Below are 25,650 nucleotides of genomic sequence, written 5' to 3'. Positions count from 1 at the left end.
GTCCCGCGCAGGCAAGGCACATCCAAGGAGATTGCATGAAAATCGCTGTGTTGCCGGGTGACGGCATTGGTCCGGAAATCGTGACGGAAGCCGTCAATGTGCTCAACGCGCTTGGCGAGAAGTTCGAAATGGAAGAAGCGCCGGTGGGTGGTGCGGGCTATGAGGCTGCGGGGCATCCGCTGCCGGACGCCACGCTCAAGCTGGCCAAGGAAGCCGACGCCATTCTGTTCGGTGCGGTAGGCGACTGGAAGTACGACTCGCTGGAGCGCGCGCTGCGTCCCGAGCAGGCGATTCTGGGTCTGCGCAAGCACCTTCAGCTGTTCGCCAACTTCCGTCCGGCCATTCTGTACAAGGAACTGGCCGACGCGTCGAGCCTGAAGCCGGAGATCGTCGCAGGTCTCGACATCCTGATCATTCGCGAGCTGAACGGCGACATTTACTTCGGTCAGCCCAAGGGCTTCCGTCAATCGCCGGATGGGGCTTTCGAAGGTGCACGCGAAGGTTTTGATACCATGCGCTATAGCGTGCCCGAAGTGGAGCGTATCGCGCACGTGGCTTTCCAGGCTGCGGCCAAGCGCGACAAGCGTCTTTGCTCGGTGGACAAGGCCAACGTGCTGGAGACGTCGCAACTGTGGCGCGACACGATGATCGAGGTCGCGAAGCAGTATCCGGAGGTCGAGCTGTCGCATATGTACGTCGACAATGCCGCGATGCAACTGGTCAAGGCACCCAAGAACTTCGACGTGGTGGTGACGGGTAACATGTTCGGCGATATCCTGTCGGACGAGGCCGCGATGCTTACGGGGTCGATCGGCATGCTCCCGTCGGCTTCGCTGGACGCCAATAACAAGGGGTTGTACGAGCCGTCGCACGGTTCGGCCCCCGATATCGCCGGAAAGGGCGTGGCCAATCCGTTGGCAACGATCCTGTCGGCGGCCATGATGCTGCGTTATACGCTGGGTCGTGCCGAACAGGCCGACCGTATCGAAAACGCCGTGAAGAAGGTGCTGGCGCAGGGGTTGCGCACGCCTGACATCTGGCAGGAAGGCGCGACCAAGGTCGGTACGCGCGAAATGGGCGCAGCAGTGGTTGCTGCGCTATAACGTTGACGGGGCGTCGGGAGACGCCCCTCGGCGCAATTGCAACGATAAGAGAGTGGATAAATGAAAACCGTAGGTCTGGTAGGTTGGCGGGGCATGGTCGGTTCGGTTCTGATGCAGCGTATGCAGCAGGAGAACGACTTTGCCTTGATCGAGCCGGTGTTTTTCAGCACCAGCAACGCGGGCGGCAAAGCCCCGTCGATGGCGAAGAACGAAACTTCGCTGAAAGACGCCAATGATGTCAACGAGCTGAAAAAATGCGACATCATCATTACCTGCCAGGGCGGTGACTACACAACAGAAATCTTCCCGAAGCTGCGTGCAGCGGGTTGGAACGGTTACTGGGTCGATGCAGCGTCGACGCTGCGTATGAAGGACGACGCGATCATCGTGCTCGATCCGGTCAACCTCGACGTCATCAAGAACGCGCTCACCAAGGGCACGAAGAACTTCGTCGGCGGCAACTGCACGGTCAGCTGCATGCTGATGGGCCTGGGCGGTCTGTTCCAGCACGGCCTGGTCGACTGGCTGACGTCGATGACGTATCAGGCCGCATCGGGTGGTGGTGCACAGCACATGCGCGAGCTGCTCACGCAGTTCGGCACGATCAACGCCGAAGTCAAGGCGCTGCTCGACGATCCGCACTCGGCGATTCTCGAGATCGACCGCAAGGTCCTCGCCAAGCAACACGCGCTGACGGCTGACGAAACGAAGCAGTTCGGCGTGCCGTTGGGCGGTAACCTGATTCCCTGGATCGACAAGGATCTGGGCAACGGTCAGTCGAAGGAAGAGTGGAAGGGCGGTGCCGAGACCAACAAGATTCTGGGTCTGGGCGACGGCTTCCCGGGCACGCGTGCCATTCCGGTCGACGGCCTGTGCGTGCGCATCGGTGCGATGCGGTGTCACAGCCAGGCGCTGACCATCAAGCTTACGAAAGATGTGCCGTTAGACGAACTGACCGACATCATCGGCCAGGCGAACGACTGGGTGAAGGTGGTGCCGAACACGCGCGAAGCGTCGATGACCGATTTGACGCCTGCGGCCGTGACCGGCACGATGACGATCCCGGTGGGTCGCTTGCGCAAGATGTCGATGGGTCCGGAGTACCTGTCGGCATTTACGGTGGGTGATCAACTGTTGTGGGGCGCGGCAGAACCGCTGCGCCGCATGCTGCGGATCCTGCTCGACGCGTAAGCGTTGCAGCGTATCGGTAAGGCGTGAAGAACGGCGGCCCGCGAGGCCGCCGTCCGCGCTTTGGGAGGCCACGCGTATTGCACGCGTGGCCAATGACAAACGACTGACAGGCTAGACAAGACACAGTGCGGAAATACTCGACCGGCAAGCGCGCAAATTCGTCCCGCAATTCGTTTCGCTTGAGTGCGGCGGCAGCTGTCTTGTGGAGCCTCGGGCTCCTGAACGCCGGCGCGGCCGAGTTCGGTCCGCAACAGGTTCGCTCGGGTCCGGGCCAGCCGTTGCGCGCCGTCATCGTGCTGGGCAATGTCTCGCAGGCCGAGGCCGATGGCTTGTCGGTGAAGCTCGCGCCGCGCGATGCCTTCAAGCAGGCCGGGCTGCGCTACGACCCCACGCTCGACAAGCTGTCTGTATCGGTGACGCCCACGGGCGGTCGCGACGCGGGGTACAGCGGCACGTATCTCGTGCACGTCGATTCGGCCGAGCCGGTCAGCACGTCGTTCCTCGATTTGTTGCTGGTGCTCGAATGGCGCACGGGGCGTCAGTCGAATGCCGTGACGCTGTCGGCCATTCCGGAAGCCAGCGCTGCGCAGCCGCAGGCAGTCGTGCCTGCCGCTGCGGCCAATTCTGCCGCCGGTGCCGACGCATCGGCTTCCACGTCTCGCTCAGCAACGCCCGCGCCTGCCGCTGCGGCACCTGCGGGTAACGGCGCAGAGAACCGGGTTGGGGCCTCGGGCGAGAACGCCCGCACGGTGACGCGCGGCGACTCGCTGTCGTCGATTGCCCGCGAATACACGGGCGGGGAAGGGGGCACGACGCTGGCCCAGATGATGACCGCGCTGTTCGAATCGAATCGTTCGGCGTTTATCGGCAACGATCCCAACCGTTTGCGCCAGGGGGCGACGTTGAATCGTCCCGCCGATGCGCAAGTGCAGAGCATTCCGCCTGCGCAGGCACGCAAGTTCGTGTCCGCTGCGCGGGAACAGTTTGACGCGTATCGCGCGCGGCTGGCCGATTCCACGGCGCAGCAGGCAGCACCGGCCGGTGGCCGCAGTGCACAGGGCGCGATCGAGGCGGGCAAGGCACCGGAAGCTGCCACCCCCGCCACACGCGATGAGTTGAAGTTGTCGCGACCCGGTAAGGGAGGCACGGCGGGCCGTGCCGGCGGCAACGAAGAAGAGCAAATCGCCCAGGGCAAGGCGCAGGCCGAGGCTCAGGGCAGGGTGAATGAGTTGCAGAAGAACGTAGCAGATCTCCAGAAGCTGTTGGCGATGAAGAATCAGGCCGTCGCTAATCTGGAGCAGCAGGCCGCCACCGCTTCCGGGGCGTCTGCGCAAGAGAAGACGGCGAAATCCGCCGATGGCAAGACAACCGCACCTGCTGCCGCAGGCACTCAAACGGCGACGAATGCGGCTGCGAATGCCGACGCTAAACCGGCAGATACCGCTGCGAGCAATGCGACGGCGGCGGCAGCGTCCGGCGCTGCCGCGAACGATGCCGCTTCGGCGGCTTCGGCTGACGCGAACGCCTCGGAGGCAACGGCGGTGGCTGCTTCGGCAAGCGATGCAGCTGCAGCGTCTGCGGCAGCGGCCAGCGCACCGGCGGCCGAATCGAAGCCGACACCGAACGCCGCCATGAACTGGCGCGCGCTCACGCAGAATCCGTATGTGCTGCCGGGCGCTGGCGCGCTGGTGGTGTTGCTGGGCCTGTGGTGGCTGATGCGCCGTCGCCGTGCCGAGCCGCCGGTCGGCCAGCCGGGACCGTACGACGACGGTCGTGACGGACAGGGCGGCAACGTCGAGCCCTCGTCCTTGCAAGACAAGCCGCACGCGGCTGAAGCCCTTGAGCCGACGTCGCACGGCGTTGCGACGGCTGCGGGCGTCGCCGCTGCGGGTGCCGCCGGTGCCGCTGCGTTGTACGCCGCGAATCAGGCAGAGGCCGACGAACATCTGCATCCGGAAGCTGACGCAACGTGGACCGAGCCGGAGACGGACGCGGTCGCACACGACGAAGTCGCTCTGGATTCCACGGCCGCCGCATCGAACGAGTTGGATGCGTGGGACGCCGAGCAAGCCCCGGTGACCGACGAACTGGCTGAAACGGCGCATGCCGAAGGCCTCGGCGAGTTGCAGGACGCAGCACACGCCGAGCAAGTCGCGTCCGAAGCCTTCGACGCGCCTGCCGAGCCTGTGGTGGATGAAGCGCCGACCCACGAGTCGGCGCCGGTGGCAGAAGCCGCCAGCGAGCCGGAGATCGATTGGGATGCGGCATTCGCTGAAGAAGCCGGTCAGACGTCTGCCCCGCAGGATTCACACGATGCGCACGCCGACGATGCCCTGACGTCGCTCGAAGCACTGGGCGCGGCTGCCGTGACCGGCGGTGTCGCCGCCGAGACGCTGCCGCATGCCGCCCCCGAAGGCGGTGTCGCGGGCATGCTGGGCGATCTCGATTTGGGCATTCCGGGCCAGCCTGCGAATGTCGGCACGATTTCGAGTGACGCTTTGCCGTCACTGAGCAAGGGCATCGGCTCGGTACAGTTCACGATGGCGCCTTCGGGCGACCCGCGTCTGGAAGCCGGTCACACGGCGGATTCCGGCGATATGACGGACATGGCCGACCTTGACGATGAGCTGAGCGACGCAGACTTCGACGCCGCGATGCAGCAGGCCGCCAGCGCCACGGAAGCGCCGCGTAGCTATACCGACGCGGCGCATGAAGCCCCGTCGCTGCGTCCGATGTCGTTCGACTTGTCGGACTTCAGCCTCGACTTGAAGGGCGACGACGCACAGCCCGCCACACCTGCATTCGTCAGCGCCCCGACGCTTCCGGACGTGACTGGCGAGGAAGCGCTGGTCGAACACGAGACGCTGGAGGCGTCGGCACCGCAGACGCCTTACGCCGAAGTGCCCGCAGCGCCACAGCACCAGGCGGGCGCACCCGAAGCCGTGGCGCATGCGCCTGAGGCGATCGTCCCGCATCCGGTCGAGACCGCGCCGAGCGCTGCCGCAGTGGCCCCTGCGGCAGCACCGGCAGCCGAACCCGGTGTCCCGGACGAGTTCCACACGAAGCTCGAACTGGCGACGGCTTACCAGACGATTGGCGACGACGATGGCGCGCGCGAGTTGCTCGAAGAAGTGATTGCTGGCGGCGACGCCGCGCAGCAGTCCGTCGCGCGCTCGCGTCTGGCTGAGTTGGGCAAGTAATCCCTGTTCACCAGGTGTCGCAACGCGCCTGCCGGGGCGTCGCAAGGCCTGACCCGAACAAGACTGATTGACCGTAGTTTGGGGCGCTCGTTGGTTGAGCGCCCATTTTTCTTTTTCATATGCGAATCGCACTGGGCATCCATTACGACGGCACGGCGTTCTCCGGCTGGCAATCACAGCCGCACGGCAACACCGTGCAGCAGACGCTTGAAGCCGCGCTACGGGAATTCGGCGGTGTAGCGCTGCCGACCACGGTCGCGGGCCGCACCGACACCGGCGTGCATGGCATCGGTCAGGTGGTGCATTTCGATACCGATCTGGATCGTGCGATGTTCTCGTGGGTGCGCGGCGTGAACGCCTTCCTGCCCAAGACCGTCGCTGTGCAGTGGGCGAAAGCGATGCCGGACGATTTCCACTCACGGTTCGCCGCTTTCGAGCGCACGTATTTTTACGTCCTGTACGCGAATCCGGTGCGTTCGCCGTTGCTCGAAGGCCGTTGCGGCTGGCTGCATACGCCGCTCGACCTCGAGGCTATGCGTGAGGCAAGTCAGGCGCTCGTCGGCGAGCATGACTTCTCGGCGTTCCGTTCGTCCGAATGTCAGGCCAAGACACCTGTGAAGCATCTGTACGCCATCGATGTCGAGCAGCACGGCGACTTCTTCCTCTTCCGCTTTCGCGCGAGTGCCTTCCTGCACCACATGGTGCGCAACATCATGGGGTGCCTGGTCGCGATCGGCCGTGGCCGTCAGCCGGCCAGTTGGATGACGCATGTGCTCGCGAGCGGCGATCGCCGTCAGGCCGCCCCGACCTTCATGCCGGAGGGCCTGTATTTGGCCCGCGTCGGGTATCCTGAGCGATTCGAAGTGCCCGAGCCCAACCTGGCTGCGTGGCCGTTCCCGATGCCGTGGGCCAAGTCATGAAATCCCCGAATACTGTGAAGTCTCGTACGCGTATCAAGATCTGCGGCCTGTCGCAGGCCGCCGACATCGACCACGCCGTGGCGCTGGGTGTCGACGCCATCGGTTTCGTCTTCTACCCGCCGAGCCCGCGCTACCTGGACCTCGCGCGTGCGGCGGAACTGGCCCGCCGGGTGCCGTCGTATGTGAGCCTCGTGGGACTGTTCGTCAACGCGAGTGCCGACGAGATCGCCCGCACTGTGGACGCCGTTCCGCTCACCGCGCTGCAATTCCACGGCGACGAATCGCCCGGGCAATGCGCGGCGTTGGCGGCGGCGGCAGGCAACCGTCCGTACATGCGCGCTATGCGTATCGGCCCGGAGACGAAAGACAGCGGCGATTTGCTACAATTCGCCAATGCATACACCGCCGCGCAGGGCATCTTGCTCGATGCTCTGGTCGAGGGCTACGGCGGTGGAGGAAAGGTTTTCGATTGGTCACTTATTCCAAAAGACATCGCGCGTCGGGCCGTTTTGAGTGGTGGCTTGAACGCACACAACGTTGCTGAAGCCATCCGCCGGGTGGCGCCTTACGCCGTCGACGTGTCGAGCGGTGTGGAGGCGTCGCGGGGCGTGAAGGATCACGCCCGGATGACGGCGTTCGTGCAAGCGGTTCTCGCTGCCGACGCACAGTGAAGCAACCCGCCGGGGTAGGCGCAGGGGCCAGGTCTCCCGCCCACCGGCAACCGATGAGTGACGACCATGTACGATTTACCTGACGCCAGCGGCCATTTCGGCCAATACGGCGGTGTCTTTGTTGCCGAGACGCTGATCCACGCGCTCGATGAACTGCGTGCGGCCTATGCCAAGTATCAGCACGATCCGGCCTTCCTCGAAGAATTCCATTACGAACTGAAGCACTACGTCGGCCGTCCGTCGCCGATCTATCACGCCAAGCGCTGGAGCCAGGAACTGGGCGGCGCACAGGTGTACCTCAAGCGCGAAGACCTGAACCACACGGGCGCGCACAAGGTGAATAACGTGATCGGTCAGGCGCTGCTCGCGCGTCGCATGGGCAAGCCCCGTGTGATCGCCGAGACCGGTGCCGGGCAGCACGGCGTGGCCACGGCGACCATCGCGGCACGCTTCGGCATGGAGTGTGTGGTGTACATGGGCGCAGAAGACGTCAAGCGTCAGGCCGCCAACGTGTACCGCATGCAACTGCTGGGTGCGACCGTCGTGCCTGTGGAATCCGGCTCCAAGACGCTCAAGGATGCCTTGAACGAAGCCATGCGCGACTGGGTGACGAACGTCGAAAACACGTTCTACATCATCGGCACCGTGGCCGGCCCGCACCCGTACCCGATGCTCGTGCGCGACTTCCAGAGCGTGATCGGCGAAGAGTGCAAGGTGCAGATGCCCGAACTCGCCGGGCGCCAGCCGGACTACGTGTTGGCCTGCGTGGGCGGCGGTTCGAATGCGATGGGGATTTTCTATCCGTACATCGACGTGCCGAACGTGAAGCTCGTGGGCGTGGAAGCGGCAGGCGACGGCATCGAGACCGGCCGCCATGCAGCGTCGATCATCGGCGGCACGCCCGGCGTGCTGCACGGCAACCGCACCTATCTTCTGCAGGACGCCAACGGCCAGATCACCGAGACGCACTCGATCTCGGCCGGTCTGGATTATCCCGGCGTCGGCCCCGAGCACGCCTGGTTGCACGACATCAAGCGCGCAGAGTACGTGGGTATTACCGACGACGAAGCCCTGCGAGCCTTTCACGATTGCTGCCGGATCGAGGGCATCATCCCCGCGCTGGAGTCGAGCCATGCGCTCGCCTACGCGTGCAAGCTTGCGCCGACGCTGCCGAAGGATCAGATCGTTCTGGTCAATCTCTCGGGGCGTGGCGACAAGGACATGCACACCGTGATGGCGCTGACCAAGCCGGAACCCTCGGGCACCTGAGCGGCGCGGCGAGACTCCATCGATCCTAAGGTTAAGGACAACAGAACCAGCATGACCGATCTGACTGATCGCAAGGCACAGAATGACGTCCTCGGGACCGAGCGTCCCGTGGACGCCACCGAAGCCGCCGCAGCACGTCTCGAGGCCATGGAAGCGGCCGGCGAGTTGCGCGCGCGTTGGGCGCCGGGCGACATCACGTTGCGTCATGCGGACTTCCTGCAACATCTGCACGAACTGGAAGACGGCAGCGTCGACCTGATCCTTGCCGACCCGCCTTATGGGCTTGGCAAAGACTACGGCAACGACTCCGACAAGCGCTCCGGCGAGGACTTCCTCGGCTGGACGTACGGTTGGCTCGAAGCGGCGATTCCGAAGCTCGCGCCGCGCGGCTCGCTCTACCTGTTCTGCACGTGGCAGTACGCCCCGGAACTGTTTGTCTTCCTGAAGCAGCGCATGCTGATGATCAACGAGATCATCTGGGATCGCCGCGTGCCCAGCATGGGCGGCAGTACGCGGCGATTCTCGTCCGTGCACGATAACATCGGCTTTTTTGCGATCTCGAAGGACTATTACTTCGACCTCGACGCCGTGCGCGTGCCGTACGACGCCGCCACGAAGAAGGCGCGCTCGCGCCGTATTTTCGAAGGCAGCAAGTGGCTGGAGCTGGGCTATAACCCCAAGGATCTGTGGTCGATCTCGCGATTGCACCGGCAAGACCCCGAACGCGTCGATCATCCGACGCAGAAACCGCTGCATATCATCGAGCGCATGGTGCTGGCCAGTTGCCCGCCCGGCGGTCTCGTGCTCGACCCGTTCATGGGCAGCGGCACGACTGCCGTGGCTTGCGCGCTGCACGGCCGACGTTTCGTCGGCTATGAGCTGAACGCGCACTACCACGCGCTCGCAAACCAACGACTTCAGAGACTTTCCGATCATGTCCCGCATTCAAGCGACGTTCCAAGCCTTGCAAGCGCAGGGTAAAAAGGGCCTCATTCCGTTCATTACCGCCGGTGACCCGGAGCCGGGGTGGACGGTCAAGCTAATGCACGCACTGGCCGACAACGGCGCCGACGTCATCGAACTCGGCGTGCCGTTCTCGGATCCGATGGCCGACGGTCCCGTCATTCAACGCGCCTCTGAGCGCGCACTCGCCCGTGGGGTGAGCCTGGCTGAGGTGCTGGGCTATGTTGCCGTCTTCCGTCAGACCAACGACCGCACGCCGATCGTGCTGATGGGCTACGCCAATCCGATCGAAGCGATGGGACTCGACGCCTTTGCCGAACGTGCCGCTAAAGCGGGCGTGGACGGTGTGCTGGTCGTCGATTACCCGCCCGAGGAGGCCGAAGGTTTCGCCGGTGCCGTGCGCGCGCAGGGCATCGATCCGATCTTCCTGCTCGCGCCGACGTCGACCGATGCGCGTATTGCTGCGGTGGCGCGTCAGGCCAGCGGCTATCTGTATTACGTCTCGCTCAAGGGCGTGACGGGCGCGGCGAGTCTGGATCTGGACAGCGTGGCGTCGAAGATCCCCCAAATCAAGGCGGTCGCCGACCTGCCGGTGGGCGTGGGCTTCGGTATTCGCGACGCCGAAACGGCCCGCGCGGTAGCGAGTGTGGCCGATGCTGTCGTGATCGGCAGCGCCATCGTGCAGCGTTTGGAAAACACGCCGCGTGATCTGGAGGGGCAGAACGCGGTAAAATCGCTGGCTGAATTTATCGGCGGTATCCGTCAGGCGCTCGACTCGGGCGCCAAATCGGCGTAAATTCGCGGCAGAAATTTGCCCGAATGGCGCTGCACGACGCAGATCCGTCCGGTAAAACGCTGAATTGAAACGACCGTATTACGCGGTCGCCTTGAAATGCCCCGGAAACGCCCGTCCCTTGTTGGGGCGGGCGTTTGGCAAGGAGAAACTATGAGCTGGCTCGACAAGCTGCTGCCCCCGAAGATCAAGCAAACCGATCCGACGCAGCGCAACAAGAGCATCCCGGAAGGGCTGTGGATCAAATGCCCCTCGTGCGAGGCCGTGCTGTATCGCGCCGACGTGGAAGCGAATCTGCATGTCTGCCCGAAGTGCGATCATCACATGCGCATCGGCGCGCGCGCGCGTCTGAATTCACTGCTCGATCCCGAAGGCCGCTATGAGCTGGGCCAGGAAATCGTGCCGGTCGACGCACTGAAGTTCAAGGACAGCCGTAAGTACCCGGATCGCATCAAGGAAGCGATGGACGATACCGGCGAGACGGACGCGATGGTGGTGATGGGCGGCGCGATTCACACGCTGCCGGTCGTCGTCGCCTGCTTCGAGTTCTCGTTCATGGCCGGCTCGATGGGCTCGGTGGTCGGCGAGCGCTTCGTGCGCGGTGCGCAGAACGCACTGGAGCAGGGCGTGCCGTTCATCTGCGTGACCGCTTCGGGCGGTGCACGTATGCAGGAAAGTTTGCTGTCGCTGATGCAGATGGCGAAGACCACGGCCATGCTGACCAAGCTGTCCGACGCCAAGCTGCCGTTCATCTCCGTGCTGACCGATCCGACGATGGGCGGTGTGTCGGCCAGCTTCGCCTTCCTGGGCGACGTGGTGATCGCAGAGCCGAAGGCGCTGATCGGCTTCGCCGGCCCGCGCGTGATCGAGCAGACCGTGCGCGAAAAGCTGCCGGAAGGCTTCCAGCGTTCGGAGTTCCTGTTGCAAAAGGGCGCGATCGACATGATCGTCAACCGTCGCGACATGCGTGACGAGATCGCGCGTCTGATCGCGCTGATGCAGCGTCAGCCGGCAGACGCCGTTGCCTGATACTCGATGCCCGGCGCGCGCGCGTCGCACATGACTTGCGCGTGCTCACTCTGGCGATGACGTTATGCGCGTGGTTGCGGTGCCCCAAAGGGCGGTGCAACGGCGTAGAATGTCGCAACGCCACGCAAGCGCTGCACCCGCGGCGCCTGAAAGCATCACTTAGCAGGATATGAAGCGCGGACGTTCGTGACGTCCGCGTTTTTGTTTTTCTGCCCGCACATCATGCCGACATACTCCACTCTCGACGCCTGGCTCGCCCATCTTGAAACCGCTCATCCTGTGGGCATCGACATGGGCCTTGCGCGCATTGGTCGCGTGAAAGACGCCCTCGGCCTGCAATTTCCGTGTCCCGTCTTCACGGTCGGCGGCACGAACGGCAAGGGCTCGACCTGCGCCATCATCGAAGCCATTCTGCTGTCGGCAGGTTATCGCGTAGGCTGCCATACGTCGCCGCATCTGATTTCGTTCAACGAGCGTGCGCGCCTGAATGGCGAGATCGTCGACGACGCCACGCTGCTGCCGCATTTCGAAGCCGTCGAGAAAGCCCGCACGAGTTTCGACGAGCCGGTCTCGCTTACGTACTTCGAATTCACCACACTTGCGATCATGCATATGTTCGCAACGGCCGGGCTCGATGCCGTCATTCTCGAAGTAGGCCTGGGCGGCCGACTGGACGCCGTGAACATCGTCGATCCGGATTGCGCCGTCATCACAAGCATCGACATCGATCACCAGCAGTATCTCGGTAACACGCGCGAAGCGATCGCCATCGAGAAGGCGGGCATCTTCCGTGCGGGCAAACCGGCGGTTTGCGGCGATCCGATGCCGCCTGCCACGCTGCTTGCCGAAGCAGAGCGCATCGGCGCCGATCTATGGCTGTTCGGTCGCGACTTCAACTATCAGGGCGACAAGCAGCAGTGGAGCTATGGCGGACGTCAGATGCGCCGCCCGGCGCTTGCCTATCCGGCGCTTCGCGGCGCGAATCAGTTGCTCAATGCATCGGCGGCGCTCGCGGCGCTCGAATCGATGCGCGACGTATTACCGGTCTCGGCGCAGGACATTCGACTCGGACTCGCGTCGGTCGAACTGCCGGGACGTTTTCAGGTGCTGCCGGGGCGTCCGGCCGTGGTGCTCGATGTCGCACACAACCCGCACGCCGCCGCAGCGCTGGGGCACAACCTCGACGGCATGGGTTTCTTTCCGTACACGTACGCCGTGTTCGGGGCGATGGGCGACAAGGATATCGAAGGCGTGCTGCGGCATCTGGTCGACAAGGTCGATCACTGGCGTTTGTGCGCGTTGCCGACGGAGCGAGCCGCGAGTCCGGCGCTGCTCGAAGAGAAGCTTCGCGCGGTCGGGTTTGTCGAAGATGCCGATCATTCGGTCGAAACCTTCGAATCCCCTGAGAAAGCCTATGCTGCCGCGCTCGAGCAGTGCGGCGAGAATGATAGAATTGTGGTTTTTGGATCGTTCTTTACGGTGGCGGGTGTGATGTCGCACCGCAAATTGCAACGCCATTGAGCGCGCAAGCGCGTATGCAGTGACATTTGCTTACGAGAAATGTCATGCGCATGACGCACCGGATGCGCGATGATCAGTCCAACGACGCAAGTTTCGACCTGAGCCAAGGGCCTATGGGATTGTTTTCCTTCCGCAAGAAAGACGCCGAAGCCGTTCCCCCGAAGCGCGGTAGCCGCAGGAGCGGCCGCACCGGCACCCGTACGGCGGGAGGAGGGGGCGAGTACAGCGAGCACGAGCAACTCGATCCGCTGCTGCCCGAAAAGCAACGCGCGCGCCGCCGCCTGGTGGGCGCGCTGGCGCTGGTGCTCGCAGCCGTCATCATTTTGCCGATGGTGCTCGCACCCGAGCCGAAGCCGACGGCCGACGACATCGCCATTCAGATTCCCGGTAAAGATGCCAACACGCCGCCCGTGCGCGTGAAGCCGCAGGCGGCTGCCGTGCCGCAGTCCGACGCGTCGCTCGACAAGGGCGAAGAGGCGGTCGACAGCAGCACGCTGGCGAATAATGCCAAGCCTGCACCGGCACCGACTGCCGTGCCGCCGTCTGCCGCCGCGCCGACACCGGCCCCGTCACCTGCGCCGAGCGTGGTGCCTGAGCCGCAGGTCGCGCAGGCCAAGCCGGAGCATAAGCCGGAAGCCAGGCCTGACGTCAAGAAGCCGGAGCAGCACGCCGACACGAAGCCGACGGCCAAGTCGGACTCGCATGACACGACCAAGACGCAGACGAAGCCTGCGCAAGCCAACAATAACGTCGCCGATCCGATCGCTCAGTTCGCGCAGAACAACACGGCCGCGAAACCCGCCGCAAAGCCGGACAATCACGACACCGCGCAGAAGACCGCCTCGAACGGCAAGTTCCTGGTGCGTATCGGCGCGTTCTCGACGCAGGACCGTGCCCAGGCATGGCTCGTCAAACTCAAGCTGGTGAACGTGCCGAGCTACATGGTCAAGAGTTCGGTCGATGGCCGTGAACTGTATTTGCTGCGGGCAGGCCCGTTCCCGGATCGCATGTCGGCCGAAGCGGCTGGCAAGAAGATTCGCGACGCCGGTCTGACGGCGCAGGTCGCCGAGGCAGGCTGAGTTGGGCGATACGGTGCATAGCGGTCTGTTGACCGTGGTGGATTACGCGGCCATCGCCATTCTGGTGGGCTCGATGTTGCTGGGCATGCTGCGCGGTCTGGTGCGCGAGTTGTTCAACCTCGTGGGCTGGGTGGTGGCGTTCTTCGTCGCACGCGCCTTCGGTCCGAGCGTCGCTCACTGGCTCCCGGCCGATTTGCCGGGCGGCGAACTGACGCAAGGGGCATTGGGTTTTCTGCTGGTGCTGGTGGCCGTGGTGTTCGGTGCCGGGATCGTCAGCGCGCTCGTGGGGCGCATGACCGACATGATCGGCCTGCGTCCGGCGGATCGCGGGTTAGGCATGCTTTTTGGCATAGTTCGCGGCATTCTGCTCTTGATGTTGTTGATGGTCGCCGCCAAGTTAACGGCATTGCCGCAACAACCGGTCTGGCAGCACTCGGTGACGCGCCCGTGGGTCGAGGCGGGACTGGCGCGGCTGATGCCGTATCTGCCGGAGCCGGTGCAGTACTATCTGCGCAAGCCGGACGCCGCCGTGCCGAGCGTCAATCCATTGGGAAAGACACTTCCCTTGCCACAGATGGAACCTTATCGCGGCGCGCCTGAGTCAGGTGAGCAGGGCGGGCAGGGTGGTCAGGGCGGGCGGCCCGGCGCCCCGGGCCAGCCGTCGGGTGGACAGAATGGGCAGAGCGGTGCGTCGAATGGCGTCGTCGATCAGGTAGCGCGCGGCGTAGGGAACGAAGCGACCGAAGTGGTGAATGAAGTGAAGGCCGGCGCGACGAAGGCCGTCTCGACCCGATTGTCGAACCTGATGGGTGGCGCGGGGACGGGATTGAGCGCACAGGGCGCGGGCGACGCGGCGAATGGCCAGCAGCAGGGGTGGGGAATGCGCAGTGGCGGATCGAACGGATCGCCTACGCCATCGACCGGCCTGCACAAGGTTTCCGAATGACGGATAATACAGTCCGTTTGATGCAGATTTCGATGTTTTTTGAAGGATTCATGCCATGTGTGGCATCGTCGGTGTAGTCTCCAAATCCCCGGTCAACCAGTTCATCTACGATAGTCTGCTGCTGCTGCAGCACCGCGGCCAGGACGCCGCCGGTATCGCGACGACGGATGGCCAGTCCTTCTACATGCACAAGGGCAACGGCATGGTGCGCGACGTGTTCCGCACGCGCAACATGCGCGACTTGCCGGGCACGGTGGGCATCGGTCAGGTGCGTTACCCGACCGCAGGCTCGTCGAGCGCAGCACAGGCCCAGCCGTTCTACGTGAATGCCCCGTACGGCATCGTGCTCGCCCACAACGGCAACCTCACGAACTGGGAACAGCTCAAGGACGAGATGTTCCGTGTCGATCGTCGCCACATCAACACCACGTCCGACTCCGAAGTTCTGCTCAACGTGCTCGCACACGAACTGCAGGAAAACTCGCGCGACGGTCTGTCCGTGGACTCGCTGTTCCAGGCCGTGGGCAAGGTGCACAACCGTCTGCGCGGCTCGTACGCCATCGTCTCCATCATCTCCGGCTTCGGTTTGCTCGCCTTCCGCGACCCGCACGGCATTCGTCCGCTGTGTATCGGCCGCTTCGACGGCCCGAACGGCACGGAGTGGATGATTGCATCGGAATCGGTGGCCCTCGAAGGTATGGGCTTCGCGTTCGAGCGCGACGTCAAGCCGGGCGAGGCGATCTTCATCAGCAACGATGGCGAACTGACGTCGCAGCAATGCGCGCCGGCATCGTCGATGCATCCGTGTATTTTCGAACTCGTCTATCTCGCCCGTCCGGATTCGGTGCTCGACGGCGTGCCCGTCTACGACGCTCGTCTGCGCATGGGTGACTACCTCGCCGAGAAGATCCGCCGCGAGATCGATTACAAGGACATCGATGTCGTCATGCCGATTCCGGATTCCAGCCGTCCCGCTGCGATGCAAGTCGCCAAGCGTCTGGGTCTGAACTATCGCGAAGGCTTCTTCAAGAACCGTTACGTCGGCCGTACCTTCATCATGCCCGGCCAGGCGATGCGCAAGAAGTCGGTGCGTCAGAAGCTCAATGCGATGCGCGTCGAGTTCAAGGACAAGAACGTGCTGATCGTCGACGACTCGATCGTGCGCGGCACGACCAGCCAGGAAATCGTGCAGATGGCGCGCGACGCCGGTGCCCGCAAGGTGATCTTCGCCTCGGCTGCGCCGCCCGTGAAGTTCCCGAACGTGTACGGCATCGACATGCCCACGCGCAGCGAACTGGTCGCCCACGATCGCAGCGACGAGGAAGTGGCCCGCATCATCGGTGCAGACGAACTGATCTATCAGGACGTCGAGGACATGAAGGCCGCGGTGCGCGACATCAACCCGGCACTGTCGGACTTCGATGCCTCGTGCTTCGACGGTAACTACATCACCGGCGACGTCACGCCTGAGTACCTGAATCGTCTGGAGCAGCAACGCAAGGCACCGAAGGCGCCGGTCGTGGAAGCGAGCGAAGGCGACGACGGCGAGCCGCGCGGCGCGCAACTGGGCCTCTGAGCCATGCGCGGCCGGGTCTGACACCGTCGGAAGGCCTGTCAGACCGGGGCTGCCGAGGTTACCGGAGCGGTCGGCGGAGTTTTTCCTTCTCCTCCGGCAACGTGCTACACTGCTTCTCACGTCGATTTGATTTCAGCTTGCGGACGTGGGGGAATATCCCCGAAACAGCTAAAGCGAGGCCTAGACAGATGGATTTCGAGCCCGTTTTGCTGACAAGCGAAACGGGCTTTTCTTTTTTTGGCCGGCGAGGGCGCCGACCCAATGACGAGACACACGATGGATTCCTTCGACTTCGATACCCTGGCGGTGCGCGCGGGCACGCAACGCTCCGAGTTTGGTGAACACTCCGAGGCGCTGTTCCTGACCTCGAGCTTCGTATTCAAGAGCGCGGCCGAGGCCGCCGAGCGCTTCGCGCATTCGGAAGAAGGGTTCACGTACTCGCGCTTCACCAACCCGACCGTATCGATGTTCCAGGACCGTCTGGCCGCGCTCGAAGGCGGTGAGGCCTGCATGGCGACGGCGTCGGGCATGAGCGCCATCGTCTCGGTGGTGATGACGGCACTGTCGGCTGGCGACCACCTCGTTAGCTCGCAGAGCATCTTCGGCTCGACGCTGAACGTGTTCTCGCAGATCTTCAGCCGCTTTGGTGTCGAGACGACCTTTGTCGATCCGACCGACCTCGACGCCTGGCGCGCCGCGATCCGTCCGAACACGAAGATGTTCTTCCTCGAGACGCCGTCCAACCCGCTCACCGACATTGCCGACATCGAAGCGATTGGCAAGATCGCGAAGGAAGCGGGGGCGCTGTTCGTCGTGGACAACTGTTTCTGCACGCCGGTGTTGCAACGTCCGATCGAGTACGGTGCAGACGTTGTGGTGCACTCGGCAACGAAGTACCTCGACGGTCAGGGCCGTGTGCTGGGCGGCGCGATCGTCGGCAAGAAGGACTTCATCATGGGCAAGGTCTTCACGTTCGTTCGCAGCGCGGGCCCGACGCTCTCGGCGTTCAACGCGTGGGTGTTGCTCAAGGGCATGGAAACGCTGTCGTTGCGTGTCGAGAAGCAATCGGCCAACGCGTTGGAACTCGCGCAATGGCTGGAGAAGCAGCCGCAGATCGGCCGCGTGTACTACCCGGGCCTGCCCTCGCATCCGCAATACGAGCTCGCGAAGCGTCAGCAAAAGGCGGGCGGCGCGATTGTCGCCTTCGAACTCAAGGGCGCGACGCCTGCCGAGCAGCGCGAGAACGCATGGCGTCTGATCGACAACACGCGTGTGTGCTCGATCACCGGCAACCTCGGCGATACGCGCACGACCATCACGCACCCGGCGAGCACGACGCACGGCCGCATCACGCCGGAAGCACGTGCCGCAGCGGGCATCACCGAAGGGCTGATCCGCCTGGCCGTCGGTCTGGAGTCGCCGGCCGACATTCAGGCCGATCTGGCGCGCGGTTTCGTGAGCTGAGCGGGTCGAATACGTCATGAGTAAATTCTGGAGTGCGGGCGTCGCCGATCTGACGCCCTATGTCCCCGGTGAGCAGCCGCAGATGCAGCGGCTCATCAAACTCAATACCAACGAGAATCCGTACGGCCCGTCGCCGCGCGTGCTGGCCGCCATTCGCGACGCGCTCGGCGCGGATGCCGATGCGCTGAAGCTGTACCCGGACCCGGATGCACGCCGCTTCAAGCAGGCCATCGCGACGCGCTTCGGTCTGGAAGTGGCCAACGTTCACGTGGGCAACGGTTCGGACGAAGTGCTGGCCAACGTGTTTCAGGGCCTGCTCAAGCACGATAAGCCGATCTTGTATCCGGACATCACGTATAGCTTCTATCCCGTGTACTGCGGGCTGTACGGCGTGGCGTTCGAGAACGTGCCGCTGACCGACACGTTCGAAATCGACGTCAACGATTACCTGAAACCGAACGGCGGCATCATTTTCCCGAATCCGAACGCACCGACGGGGCGCGCGCTGGCGTCGGGCAAGATCGAGCGTCTGCTGGCAGGCAACCCGGATTCGGTGGTGGTGATCGACGAGGCTTACATCGACTTCGGTGGCGAGACGGCGGCGACGCTGATCGCGAAGTATCCGAATCTGCTCGTCGTGCAAACGCTTTCGAAGTCGCGCTCGCTGGCGGGGTTGCGTCTGGGTTTCGCCATCGGTCATCCGGATTTGATCGAAGCGCTGGAGCGCGTGAAGAACAGCTTCAACTCGTATCCGCTCGACCGGCTTGCGCAAGCGGCGGGTGTTGCGGCCATCGAAGACGAAGCGTATTTCAACGAGACGCGTCAGGCCGTCATTGAAAGTCGTGAGGCCTTGACGTCGCGATTGACGGCGCTCGGTTTCGACGTGCTTCCGTCGAAGGCGAACTTCGTGTTCGTGCGTCACCCGGCGCACGACGCGGCGCAACTGGCCGCTGCGCTGCGCGAGCGCTCGATCATCGTGCGGCACTTCAAGCACGCGCGCATCGCGCAGTTCCTGCGGATCACGGTGGGAACGGAGAGCGAGTGTCAGGCGTTGACGGATGCCTTGAAGGAAGTACTCGGCGCGTAAGCGATAAGCGCGCATCCGTTCGAAGATGCAATTGCCGTCAGCACGAAACGATGGGGGAAGGATGCGATGTCGCTTCCTTCCCCCATTTGCTGTTTGGCGTTCTACACGCCAAACGTCACGACGGTCAATTCGATTCGCTGGTAACGCTGACGGGTGAGGTGAGCGATCTCAATCGCGCCGCAGGCGAGCGGAGGATGATCGCGAGTTGCAGCGCGAAGCCCAAGGCCATCGCGATCAGGCACGCTTTGATGCCGAGCGACGACGCGACCCACGCACCCAGAAAAGCGCCGAGAGGACGCGCACCGAAGGTCGCCGTCATCGTCGCTGCCGACACACGTGCGATCAGGCCGCCCGGCGTGACCACCTGGCGCAGCGACGTCGTCGAGATCGTCCACACAATCGGGCCGAAGCCGAATAGAAAGAACGCGATGAAGACCAGCACGTGGGCAGTACCGTGCTTATCGCCGACGGCCAGCATCGAAGTCGACGCCATCAATAGCGCTGCGACCGCCGCGCAAACCGGTCCCAAAAGGATCTGTCGGCCGAACGGCAGCCGTTGCGCGATGCGCGTGTAACCTATCGCGCCGCACACCATCCCGAAGCCATACACACCCAATGCCGCGCCGACGGCTTGCGCCGAGAATGCGAGCGTGTCGATGGCGTAGTACGCGAAGATCGCCAGAAGCAGATACCACGACGTGTTGAACACGAAAGCCGTTGCGACGATCGATCGCAGATAGGCATTTGTGGCAATGAAGCGAATGCCTTGCGCCAGTTCGCGCTTGAAGTCGCGATGCGATGGCGCGCGGGGCGCTTCTTCAGGCAGACGCGACAGCCAGAACGCGCTGCCGAGCGATAACGCGAAGGCTGCCGCAAACGCAAACGTGCCCGACGCTACCCCAGCGAGCGCACCGCCAATGGCTGGCCCTGCGGTGAAGGCGACGCTGCGCGCGGTTTCGAGCCGCCGGTTCGCGGCGAGCAGATGCGCCGGGCCGACGAGCATGGCCACAAGCGATGGCGCAGCCGCCCCAAAGACGACCGTCCCCGAGGCCATCGCGAAGCCCAGCACTCCGAGTGCCGTGAGCGACAGCCACTTCATCTGGAACAGCGCGAACAGCAGCAGTAAGGCGACGGCACGCAGCAGTTCGGTCGCGATCATCAGCGGTTTGCGCCGGTACCGATCGGCGAGCACACCCGCAGGCAGGGAGAGCAGCAAGAAGGGTAGCGTCGTGGCGGCTTGCAACGAGGCCGTCTGTTGCGCAGACGCCTGCAATGCAATCACCGCCACAATCGGAATGACGGCCAACGTCATCTGTTCGCTGAACTGTGCGGCGAGATTTGCACGCGAGAGCGACGTGACGAGCGACACGATGCGTGCATCGGGCGACGCGGAGTCGGGGGCGATGAACGGATCCCCCCCGACTGTGGCGGTGGTCGGGCAGGGCGGGAGCGGCGGGCGAGCGTCTGACATGGAAGTCCCTTCGAGATCGATATCACGAAGGGAGTCTAGGCAGATCTCGACTCGCAGACGCTCCGGTTCTTGCTGTTGAATTGACGAATTGACGTTCCCCGCCGTTAGCCCGCGTCGGCCGATAAGGCTGCTTGCCCTGATGGCACATACGCACGGCCGTTGATGCGGCGGGGCGTGGGCACGAATGCATCGCTCAGTATGTCGTGCGACGCGTTGTAGTACGGCGTGTCGATATCGAGCAGGCCGAGCATCGTGTGGTCCAGACGGTCGGTCTGGTACGGTCGCTGCTCCAACGCCAGGCGTGCTTTCGCATCGACGGCGTTGCGCGACCAGACCAGCATCGGAATCTCGTAACCGGAGGCGTCGGCCACCGACTGGCCCGAGTGATTGCGCGTGTGACCGACCTCTTGCGCGTGATCCGAGCTGAACAGCAGACTCGCGTCCGACGATCCGGTCGCGGCCATCGTCTTGCGAATCAGACTGGAGACGACAAAGTCGTTGTAGGCGATAGCGTTGTCGTAGTCGTTGCGCGCATGACGCACCCAGAGCGAGCGCCCCTGCGCTTCAAGCGTGGCCATCACGCTGTCGTCGGTATTGTCGAAACGTGCGAACTCGTCGGGGTAGCGCATATCGTAGGTCGGGTGCGCGCCCAGCAAATGCACGACGATGAGCTTGCGTGGTGCTTCGCTCGCCAGCGCCGCTTCGAAGTCTGGCAGCAAATTGCCGTCAAAGTTGTTCTCGCCGCGTCCGGCGCCCTTGTTGATGAAGACTCGCTCGTCTGCACGGTTGGCGACTAGCCCTAGCCAACCGTCGTTGGGCATCTGATTCGAGATCCAGTACGTGCGGAATCCGGCCTCTTTGGCGAGCATCACGAGGTCGGGTTTGCTCGTCCAGGCGTCGGGGTCGTCGAGGTGTGCGGGCGTGAGCATCTTCATGAGCGAAGCCATTGTCGCCGGTTCCGAGGACACGACATCGCGGAACACGATGAGGTCGTCGCGCATCGTGTCGAGCATCGGCGTGGTGTTGCGTGCGTAGCCGTAGAGCGACATGTTGTTGCGGTTCGAACTCTCGCCAATCACCCACACCACCGTTTTTTGCGCTGGTCCGCGATACTGCACTTGCCAGTCGGCGCGCTGCGCCATATTGCGCTCGAGCTGACGCTGCAATTCGTCGGCGTGCGCCAACTGGCCCTTGTAGTCGAGGTAACGAAGGGGCCAGTAGAGGATTGGATTTTCCTTGGCCATCGTCGGGTTCAGATGCAGCGCGACGAAGCCAGTGAAGAGCGTGGCCACGGCAACCTTGCTGCGGCGTCGCAGCGGACGGTGAGCCGCCGCGCGCGGCAGGCGGCGCTCAAGTACGACCACTGCCGTCATCAAAATCGTGAAGACCGCGCTGGCTTCGGCCACGTCGCGCCAGTTATGGCGAAAGAACTCGCCCGTCTCGGCCGGATTGGTGTTGAACACCGCCTGCAACACAAGCAGATGATTCGGACGCAGACCGAAATAATCGCGCAGGAATCCTTTGGTTGCTGCGTCGAGAAAGAACACGGCGATGACGCCCAGCGTGGTGGCGCTGAGCCACGCAGGTCTCGCACGCAGCAGAAGGCACAGGCCACCGAGTCCCGGCAAGGCCGTTGCCATGATCGCCGCACTCTTGCCGAATTCGTTCGCGCTGAGCATGCCGAGCACCCAGAACAGGGCGAGTCCGCCGAGCCCGAGTCCGAGGCGATAAAACAGTGATTTCAAGATGGTCATCCCCCAAAGCTGCCGACACGTCAGGGCGTGTCTGTCGATTGCTGCCACGGGAGCCTTGGGTGGCCCGACCGAGCACGGCAGCAATTGGATCGCAGCTTCGACCGCAGTTCGCGAATTTGGTGTCGTGGGGACGTTATTTTTGGGACGAATGCCGTTCGGTATTCAGAAATGACTCAGGAACTTGTTGCGGCGAAGGTCGTTGAGGCTCAGTGCAAACGGGCGCCGTTGGGCACTTTGCGCTCAACACCAGCCAGGACGATGGCCCCGTCGGCGTCGGCAAAGCCTGTCACCAGCACCTCGGACACGACGCCCGCGATGCGCTTCGGCCCGAAGTTGCACACGCACAGTACCTGTCGACCGACGAGGGCCTGCGGCGTGTAGTGCACTGTGATCTGCGCGCTCGATGTCTTCACGCCCAACTCACCCAGATCGACTTCCAGCACGTATGCGGGCTTTTTCGCTTTTTCATTGACGCGTGCCGATACGATCGTGCCCACACGCAGCTCGATCTTCTCGAAGTCCTGCCATTCGATGGTGTTCGGGGTCTCGGTCTTGTGCTCGGAATCCGTCATTTGCTGCTCCGTTCGCAATGCGATGGGGAAAGAACAGAGGAGCGTAACGCGACGTGCGGGGCAATGGCTTGTGAAATCCGGCAGACAGCGTCGGCAGAAGGCCAATAGGGTCTGTAAGGGCTTTAGGGGCTAGGGGCTAGGGGCTAGGGGCTTGAGGCGGCAGTCAGTTGGCGGTCCGGGCGCGTCGCCAGGCGGCGGGCGTCAGGCCGTAATGCTGACGAAAGGCATGCGTGAGGGCGCTTTGATCGTTGAAGCCGACGTCCAGCGCGATGTCGGCGAGCGGTGCGTCTTCATCGAGCAGCAGCGACGCAGCGCGGGCGAGCCGCAGGCGCATGAGATGCCGGTGAGGCGTCTCGCCGGTCATCGCCACGAAGCAGTCGTGGAAATGCCGCACGCTCATGCCCGCCTCCCGCGCGAGCGTAGCGGTGTCGAGCGGTGTGGCAAGGTCGGCTTGCAAACGCGCGTCGACTTGCGATAAATCCAGCCGCACAGTGCGCGAGGCATGACGTGCCGGTGCCAGCCGGGGCGCGAGCGCGGCGAGCCATTCTCGCACGACGGGGTCGTCGGCATCGAGCGGATGTCCGTCACCAACGCTGGCGTTCACCCGATGGACCAGCGCCAGCAGTCCTGCATCCAGCGCGAAGAACGCTTCGCGCGAGAAGGCGCGTGCCGTGCCGGTGGCGTTGGCAATCGCGGCAGGGACGTCCAGCACGATTTGCCGGTTCGGCCCGTCGCCCCGATAGCCGTGCCGTACGCCCGCAGGAATGACCACGCCGTTGCGCGCACCCACGCGGCCGTGCTGGGTGGCGACACCGTCGAGCGAGAGCGACATGCGTCCGGACAGCCCGATCACGACCTGATGGAAGTCGTGTGTGTCGGTGCTATCGGTGGGACGGTACTCGCGAAGTTCGAGGATCGGGGCGGACATGGCAATGAGGTGGTGCGATTATCACCGCCAGATGGAATAAGGCGGCGAAGGTGCATGACTTCAGGTTATGAAAAAACGCGCAAAGCTTTCCCGGATTGATTGGTTCGGGCACGCGGGACGCCTCGCTACACTGGTTCACCAGTGGCCGACGGCGCGTACTCATCGACGCCTGCGGTCTGCGTCGCGGGCATTGCGGGCATCGCCCACGTGTCTGCGGTGCGCTTCGATTCCACAGGGCCGCGGCCCGTCTTTGGCAGGGAAGTATGACATACGCCGTCACGATCTCCGGCAGCCCATCGGCCGCCTCACGCAGTGCCCGGTTGCTGCGCTTCGTCGAATCCGATCTGGCTTCGGCTGGCATCGAGGTCCGCCGCATCGATATCCGTGCACTCTCGCCCGCAGCGCTGCTCGCCGCCGATACCTCGCACGACGATCTGCGTCATGCGCTCGCCCAGGTGGCCGGGGCGCAGGCGGTTGTCGTCGCCACGCCCGTCTACAAGGCGGCTTATAGCGGCTTGCTGAAGGCCTTCCTCGACGTGCTGCCGCAAGACGGCCTCGCGGACAAACTCGTCGCTCCGTTCGCGACCGGCGGCAGCCCCGCGCATCTGCTCGCGCTCGACTATGCGCTCAAGCCCGTGCTTTCGGCGCTCGGTGCGCAGCACATTCTGCGCGGTGTGTTTGCCGTCGATCTGCAAGTACCGAAGGAGGAGGGCGCAACGCTCGACGCCGCCATCGCGGAGCGTCTGGGCGCGACCGTCGATCAGCTCTCGCAATGGCTGCACGAGCGCGAGGTGATCCGTCAGTGGCCGGGTAAGGTCGCCGAAGGCATCCGGAATGCACGCAGTGCGCGCGCCGTGGGCGCGACGCTCGCTGCCTGAGCGCCGGAGTCCGTATGCAAGTCTTCTGGTTTATTCCGACGCATGGCGACGCCCGTTATCTCGGCACGTCCGACGGCGGGCGCGTGTTCGATTTCGACTACGCGCGACAGATCGCCAGCGCGGTCGACACCCTGGGTTACGAAGGCGTCCTGCTGCCCACGGGGCGTTCCTGCGAAGACGCATGGGTGACGGCGTCGAGCCTGATCGGCGCGACGCGTCACCTGAAGTTTCTCGTCGCCATTCGCCCCGGCATCGCATCGCCTGGGCTCACCGCACGCATGGCGGCGACGTTCGATCGCCTCTCGGGCGGCAGGCTATTGATCAACGTTGTGACGGGCGGCGACGCCGGTGAACTCGAAGGCGACGGCTTCTTTGCCGACCACGCGCAGCGCTACGAAGTGACGGACGAATTCCTGCGCATCTGGCGTTCGATTCTGGAGAAGTCGCATCGCGGCGAGAGCGTGGATTTCGATGGCGAGCATCTGCGCGCGAAGGGTGCGAAGCTGCTGTATCCGCCGGTGCAGAGGCCGCATCCGCCGCTCTATTTCGGTGGGTCTTCGGAGGCAGCGCGTCAGATTGCGGCCGAGCAGCTCGACGTCTATCTGACGTGGGGCGAACCGCTGGCCGACGTTGCCGAGAAAATCGCGGACGTGCGTGCGCGCGCCGCCAAACTCGGGCGCACGTTGCGCTTCGGTCTGCGCTTGCACGTGATCGTGCGCGAGACGGAAGACGAAGCGTGGCGCGCCGCCGACTCGCTCATCAGCAAGCTCGACGACGAGACCATCGCGCGCGTGCAGACACAGTTTGCGAAGATGGATTCGGAAGGACAGCGACGCATGGCTGCGTTGCATGGCGGACGCCGCGACAAGCTCGTGGTCGCACCGAACCTGTGGGCCGGTGTGGGACTCGTGCGCGGCGGCGCTGGCACGGCACTCGTGGGCGATGGCCCGACGGTGGCCCAGCGTTTGCGCGAATACGCAGATCTTGGGATCGACACGTTCATTCTGTCGGGCTATCCGCACCTCGAAGAAGCGTATCGCTTTGCCGAACTGGTGTTCCCGCATCTGCCGCGCGAGGTGCGCGAGAAGCTTGGGAACGGTCACGGTCCGTTGTCCGGGCCGATTGGCGAAGTGATGGCCAACAACATCGTGCCGCAGGCCTCGCAAAGCTGATTCGCGCACGCCACATCGACTTCATTGGATTGAACGGAATCGGGGCCACGATGCCCCGGGGGA

21 protein-coding genes are annotated in these 25,650 nt (G+C 63.9%); 17 read left to right on the top strand and 4 right to left on the bottom strand.

Translation table 11 applies throughout. From position 1 onward, the window contains the following. Positions 1 to 35 precede the first annotated feature (35 nt). The 15 genes from leuB to hisC all read left to right on the top strand — a co-directional run bounded on the left by leuB (position 36) and on the right by hisC (position 18,812). Entirely contained in the window at positions 36 to 1,103 is a 1,068-nt protein-coding gene (gene leuB / locus NA29_RS14805; RefSeq protein WP_039399163.1) for a 3-isopropylmalate dehydrogenase, read from the top strand. A 60-nt stretch (positions 1,104 to 1,163) separates the two neighbouring features. Then, on the top strand, positions 1,164 to 2,294 hold the full coding sequence (asd, locus tag NA29_RS14800; RefSeq protein WP_072617453.1) for an aspartate-semialdehyde dehydrogenase: 1,131 nt from the start codon (positions 1,164 to 1,166) through the stop codon (positions 2,292 to 2,294). A 200-nt stretch (positions 2,295 to 2,494) separates the two neighbouring features. After that, positions 2,495 to 5,494 carry a motility hub landmark protein FimV gene (locus NA29_RS14795; RefSeq protein WP_167370899.1) on the top strand — a complete coding sequence of 1,000 codons (3,000 nt, stop codon included), beginning with the start codon at positions 2,495 to 2,497 and terminating at the stop codon, positions 5,492 to 5,494. 119 nt (positions 5,495 to 5,613) lie between these two features. Further along, on the top strand, positions 5,614 to 6,414 hold the full coding sequence (gene truA, locus NA29_RS14790; RefSeq protein WP_039399158.1) for a tRNA pseudouridine(38-40) synthase TruA: 801 nt from the start codon (positions 5,614 to 5,616) through the stop codon (positions 6,412 to 6,414). After that, positions 6,411 to 7,085, top strand: a complete 675-nt coding sequence (locus NA29_RS14785) for a phosphoribosylanthranilate isomerase (protein WP_039399157.1) — start codon at positions 6,411 to 6,413, stop codon at positions 7,083 to 7,085. Before truA ends, NA29_RS14785 begins: the two co-directional genes overlap by 4 nt. Before the next feature lie 66 nt (positions 7,086 to 7,151). Further along, complete coding sequence (gene trpB, locus NA29_RS14780; RefSeq protein WP_039399156.1) at positions 7,152 to 8,354, top strand: tryptophan synthase subunit beta; 1,203 nt, start codon at positions 7,152 to 7,154, stop codon at positions 8,352 to 8,354. Positions 8,355 to 8,501: 147 nt separating this feature from the next. After that, a complete protein-coding gene (locus tag NA29_RS14775; protein WP_095178547.1) occupies positions 8,502 to 9,335 on the top strand; it encodes a DNA-methyltransferase in 834 nt (277 codons plus the stop codon). Then, positions 9,289 to 10,113, top strand: coding sequence for a tryptophan synthase subunit alpha (trpA, locus tag NA29_RS14770; protein WP_039399155.1), 825 nt, complete (start codon positions 9,289 to 9,291; stop codon positions 10,111 to 10,113). Before NA29_RS14775 ends, trpA begins: the two co-directional genes overlap by 47 nt. Positions 10,114 to 10,263: 150 nt before the next feature. Next, the gene (gene accD, locus NA29_RS14765) at positions 10,264 to 11,139 is read left to right on the top strand and encodes an acetyl-CoA carboxylase, carboxyltransferase subunit beta (protein ID WP_039399154.1); all 876 of its coding nucleotides are present in this window, start codon (positions 10,264 to 10,266) and stop codon (positions 11,137 to 11,139) included. 222 nt (positions 11,140 to 11,361) lie between these two features. After that, the gene (folC, locus tag NA29_RS14760; RefSeq protein WP_039403616.1) at positions 11,362 to 12,660 is read left to right on the top strand and encodes a bifunctional tetrahydrofolate synthase/dihydrofolate synthase; all 1,299 of its coding nucleotides are present in this window, start codon (positions 11,362 to 11,364) and stop codon (positions 12,658 to 12,660) included. 113 nt (positions 12,661 to 12,773) lie between these two features. After that, positions 12,774 to 13,739, top strand: coding sequence for an SPOR domain-containing protein (locus tag NA29_RS14755; RefSeq protein ID WP_039403613.1), 966 nt, complete (start codon positions 12,774 to 12,776; stop codon positions 13,737 to 13,739). A gap of 1 nt (position 13,740) precedes the next feature. Beyond that, on the top strand, positions 13,741 to 14,685 hold the full coding sequence (locus tag NA29_RS14750; protein WP_052252957.1) for a CvpA family protein: 945 nt from the start codon (positions 13,741 to 13,743) through the stop codon (positions 14,683 to 14,685). A 55-nt stretch (positions 14,686 to 14,740) separates the two neighbouring features. Further along, positions 14,741 to 16,261, top strand: a complete 1,521-nt coding sequence (purF, locus tag NA29_RS14745) for an amidophosphoribosyltransferase (protein WP_039399152.1) — start codon at positions 14,741 to 14,743, stop codon at positions 16,259 to 16,261. 276 nt (positions 16,262 to 16,537) lie between these two features. Beyond that, positions 16,538 to 17,725: an O-succinylhomoserine sulfhydrylase gene (locus NA29_RS14740; protein ID WP_052252956.1), complete on the top strand. Its 1,188-nt coding sequence runs from the start codon at positions 16,538 to 16,540 to the stop codon at positions 17,723 to 17,725. Positions 17,726 to 17,741: 16 nt separating this feature from the next. After that, on the top strand, positions 17,742 to 18,812 hold the full coding sequence (gene hisC, locus NA29_RS14735) for a histidinol-phosphate transaminase (protein WP_039399151.1): 1,071 nt from the start codon (positions 17,742 to 17,744) through the stop codon (positions 18,810 to 18,812). A gap of 124 nt (positions 18,813 to 18,936) precedes the next feature. On the opposite strand, the gene NA29_RS14730 is transcribed toward hisC, so the two are convergent. The 4 genes from NA29_RS14730 to NA29_RS14715 form a co-directional block, all read right to left on the bottom strand. Continuing rightward, on the bottom strand, positions 18,937 to 20,283 hold the full coding sequence (locus NA29_RS14730; protein ID WP_084103780.1) for an MFS transporter: 1,347 nt from the start codon (positions 20,281 to 20,283) through the stop codon (positions 18,937 to 18,939). A gap of 104 nt (positions 20,284 to 20,387) precedes the next feature. Next, complete coding sequence (locus tag NA29_RS14725) at positions 20,388 to 22,028, bottom strand: phosphoethanolamine transferase (protein WP_224786833.1); 1,641 nt, start codon at positions 22,026 to 22,028, stop codon at positions 20,388 to 20,390. A 215-nt stretch (positions 22,029 to 22,243) separates the two neighbouring features. Then, complete coding sequence (locus NA29_RS14720) at positions 22,244 to 22,609, bottom strand: tRNA-binding protein (protein ID WP_039399148.1); 366 nt, start codon at positions 22,607 to 22,609, stop codon at positions 22,244 to 22,246. Between the two features lie 163 nt (positions 22,610 to 22,772). Next, positions 22,773 to 23,537 carry an AraC family transcriptional regulator gene (locus tag NA29_RS14715; protein WP_039399146.1) on the bottom strand — a complete coding sequence of 255 codons (765 nt, stop codon included), beginning with the start codon at positions 23,535 to 23,537 and terminating at the stop codon, positions 22,773 to 22,775. Positions 23,538 to 23,800: 263 nt separating this feature from the next. Here NA29_RS14715 and ssuE point away from each other — a divergent pair, with 263 nt between their 5' ends. Beyond that, complete coding sequence (ssuE, locus tag NA29_RS14710; RefSeq protein WP_072633298.1) at positions 23,801 to 24,415, top strand: NADPH-dependent FMN reductase; 615 nt, start codon at positions 23,801 to 23,803, stop codon at positions 24,413 to 24,415. A 14-nt stretch (positions 24,416 to 24,429) separates the two neighbouring features. Next, positions 24,430 to 25,587 carry an FMNH2-dependent alkanesulfonate monooxygenase gene (gene ssuD / locus NA29_RS14705; protein WP_039399144.1) on the top strand — a complete coding sequence of 386 codons (1,158 nt, stop codon included), beginning with the start codon at positions 24,430 to 24,432 and terminating at the stop codon, positions 25,585 to 25,587. The last annotated feature ends 63 nt before the right edge of the window (positions 25,588 to 25,650 follow it).

It is taken from the genome of Pandoraea sputorum, assembly GCF_000814845.2.
In the GTDB taxonomy this organism is placed as follows: Bacteria; Pseudomonadota; Gammaproteobacteria; order Burkholderiales; family Burkholderiaceae; genus Pandoraea; species Pandoraea sputorum.
The sequence above is the reverse complement of the archived record's forward strand: the minus strand, read 5'-3'. Positions and strand labels throughout refer to the sequence as shown.